General features: G+C 61.0%; 3 protein-coding genes and 1 pseudogene. 2 read left to right on the top strand and 2 right to left on the bottom strand.

What is annotated here, in order from left to right:
• Positions 1-105: 105 nt before the first annotated feature.
• Positions 106-276 (top strand): annotated as a pseudogene (locus EV666_RS18810) (Arm DNA-binding domain-containing protein); the annotation flags it as partial.
• On the top strand, positions 250-1,281 hold the full coding sequence (locus EV666_RS18015) for a tyrosine-type recombinase/integrase (RefSeq protein WP_342635673.1): 1,032 nt from the start codon (positions 250-252) through the stop codon (positions 1,279-1,281). The pseudogene EV666_RS18810 and the gene EV666_RS18015, both read left to right, overlap by 27 nt.
• 2 nt (positions 1,282-1,283) lie before the next feature.
• Here the strand turns inward: EV666_RS18015 and qatD are convergent, their stop codons facing one another.
• Positions 1,284-2,024, bottom strand: coding sequence for a Qat anti-phage system TatD family nuclease QatD (gene qatD, locus EV666_RS18010; protein ID WP_132011024.1), 741 nt, complete (start codon positions 2,022-2,024; stop codon positions 1,284-1,286).
• Complete coding sequence (locus EV666_RS18005; RefSeq protein ID WP_245514515.1) at positions 2,021-2,821, bottom strand: 7-cyano-7-deazaguanine synthase; 801 nt, start codon at positions 2,819-2,821, stop codon at positions 2,021-2,023. The genes qatD and EV666_RS18005 overlap by 4 nt, the downstream gene beginning before the upstream one ends.
• Between the last annotated feature and the right edge of the window lie 70 nt (positions 2,822-2,891).

The raw sequence follows: 2,891 nt of genomic DNA, 5'->3' as shown, positions 1-2,891 counted from the left end.
GCCTCCGCCAAAAAACGGAGGTCTAGCAGGACTGGCATACTTTTATATCGGTGAGGCACGCCAGAAAATGGCGCACTTTATTCCCGGTGTTCTCATCGGGGGTTCGGAGTCCGCATGCTCCCCTCCGGCCTTCAAACATTCGTGCTGAATTATCGAAACGCGGCCAACAAGGAACGGCGCATTAATCTCGGCCGTTTCGGAGTGATGACCGTTGAGCAGGCTCGCGAAAAGGCGAAGGTCAAGCTCGGCATGATCGCGGACGGAGACGATCCTGCCGATGCCAACAAGGACCCGCATCACCAGCAGACAGTCTCTGCCTTGTGTGACTGGTATCTCGCCGAGGCCGAGGCTGGCCGCATCCTCGGCCGCCGAAATCGGCCGATCAAGAAATCGACGCTCGCCATGGACAAGAGCCGCATCGAAACGCACATCAAGCCGCTCCTCGGCAGTCGCCTCGCGCATACGCTGAAGGTGGCCGATATCGAGGGAATGCAGTCGGATATCGTGGCCGGCAAGACGGCAAAGCCGCGAGGCGGAGGTCGAGGCGGCGTCACGACGGGCGGACCCGGCGTTGCCTCCCGCGCCGTCGGAACACTCCAGAGCATCCTTGGCCATGCCGCCCGCCTCGACAAGATCGAAAGCCATCCGAGCCGCGGCGCGCGAAAGCTCGCTGGCAAGAAAAAGCAGCGGCGATTGAGCGTGGCAGAGATCAAAAAACTCGGCGCGGCGATGCGATACGCGGAACGCAACGGCGAAAGCCCGGTGGCGCTCGCCATCGTCCGGTTCCTAGCGCTCACAGGCTTCCGCATTTCCGAGGGCCAGGGCGTGGAACGCCATTGGCTCCATGCCGATGCCGGCTACGTGGCTTTCCCTGACACCAAGAGCGATGCGCAGATCCGCGCGGTCGGCCCTTCCGCAGCAAAGCTCGCCGCCAGCCAGCCGGTTCGGGCCAATAATCCGTACGTCTTCCCATCGGATATCACCGAGGGGCATTTCACGTCGGCCAAAGCGTGCCTCTTCAGACTTTGCGCCAGCGTGGGGATCGAGGGTGTCACGCCGCATACGCTGCGCCATACCTTCGGCAGCGTCGCCGGTGACCTGGGGTTCTCCGAACTGACCATCAGGGCACTGCTTGGCCATGCCGCCCAAAGCGTGACTCAGGGCTACGTCCATATCGATGAGGCCCTGAAGCTCGCCGTTACTCGCACCTGTGAGGAAATCGCCTCCCTGCTCGATGAAGAGGACAAGTCTGCGCTTTTCGACCAGAGGCAGGCGGCGTAATCTTAGGTAGCAACCCCATGACTGGTTAGTCGGCGGAGGTTGTTATCGAGCTGGTGCTGCACCGTGTCGATGGGTTCTGACCAGATCTTCGATAGCGCTTCTACCGCTCGATCTGCATCCCACGGCCATGCCGCTCGCCCGTCAACCTGTGCGAAAGGGCCATCCGACTCTGTAAGGATTCGCTCCCGTGGCATCTTGGCCGCCAGTGCCCGCCCCTTGTCACCGGCCAACATGGCTGGGCCAACGCTGAACCAGCAGTCCAGATCGACCGCGCGCGCAAGCTCCCTCTGCGTTCCCGAAAACCAGTGAAGGATCGCTATGCCCGCATCTGGCTCCATCGCCAGCGCGTCAAGAACTTGGGTGGACGCGCGACGGCTATGAATGGTCATGACGCGGCCCCCGGCGCGAGCACAAAGACTGAGCACGCGGGTAAAGACATGCTCCTGGTCCGGCCAATATCGCCGGTATTCTGGAGCACCATCCAGACCGATTTCACCAACATACCGAACCTGCGGTAACAGGCGCTCAAACAGCGGAAGCTCACCTTTACGCTCATGCGCGATTTGGGGATGCAGTCCGAGCGCGGTTCTAATACGCGGCGCATCCTTTGTCAGCGCCGCCGTTCCGGACCAGGCAGACGGTGTTGTCGTGACAGAAAGAACGTAGAGATCGCGAGCGACGCACTCGTTCGCGACGGTGTGCGGATCGGGATAAAGGTCCAGGTGCGCGTGGAAATCGATCATTTAACGCCGTAAGCCTGATGAAGCGCGCGAAGCTCTTCAAGACCGCGCTCAAGCATACCGACAAGAGCCGGTCGGTCAATGATGAACGGGGACGCCAACGCATGACCGAGCCACGCCTCAATGCCATCCGCCTTGATGGCCGCTAGCGCGATCGCAACTGAGCGCACGTCATCGAACCCCGAGTAATCTGCATCATCCTTTCCGATCGATTCATAGACGTAATCTGTCGAATCTTGGGTGGGGTCCCACGCGAGGAACGCCGCCCGGCGGACTTGGCAAGGAACGCATCGCCCGCATTGGCGATAGTTGAACCGTTGGAATCGACCACAGCTCGTCGAACGAGCAGCCTCCGCGCCAAGCAATTTCTGGTCGGCGCAGTCTTTGAGCATTTCGCCTTTGGTTTTCGAGGCATAGGGGTTAGTGATCTTGACACGGAGCCCTGCCGCATCCAGCACCTTTTGTAGACGAGCCAGGAACTCCGGATGTGCCGTGCGAGTGCTGAGGCTTCCGAGCCGCCCGCCGGTCAGAGGCGGGTTAATGGCGATGAAGCCGTTCTCGCACACGAAGAGCGGCACCTCCGCGACCTCCCGATAGGCTTTAAGGGCCGTGGCAGCGATCACGCCAAAGGTGATGAAAACAAGCGATCTCGCCCGTTGGGAGGCTTCTTGCACGCCCGGCGTATGTGCGTTGTGGTTGAGTTGCAAGTGTCCGAGACCGCCGCCGATCTTTGCGGCAAAGTCGACCTGCTTGTCCGCGTCGCCTCGAACTGTCTTGCGGATTCCACGGATGATGGGCATCGATTCCACGCGATCGTGGGCATGGATTCCACGGCATCGTGGGCATCGATTCCACGCCTCGGGCAGCCTG

The organism is Camelimonas lactis (genome assembly GCF_004342915.1).
GTDB lineage: Bacteria > Pseudomonadota > Alphaproteobacteria > Rhizobiales > Beijerinckiaceae > Camelimonas > Camelimonas lactis.
Note: the sequence above shows the minus strand (reverse complement) of the source record. Positions and strands in the feature narration are given on the sequence as shown.

What these genes read in the sequence shown, in the direction of transcription:
- EV666_RS18015 (WP_342635673.1), top strand. Translation starts at nt 250, where the DNA reads ATGATCGCGGACGGAGACGATCCTGCCGATGCCAACAAGGACCCGCAT.
- qatD (WP_132011024.1), bottom strand. Translation starts at nt 2,024, where the DNA reads ATGATCGATTTCCACGCGCACCTGGACCTTTATCCCGATCCGCACACC.
- EV666_RS18005 (WP_245514515.1), bottom strand. Translation starts at nt 2,821, where the DNA reads ATGCCCATCATCCGTGGAATCCGCAAGACAGTTCGAGGCGACGCGGAC.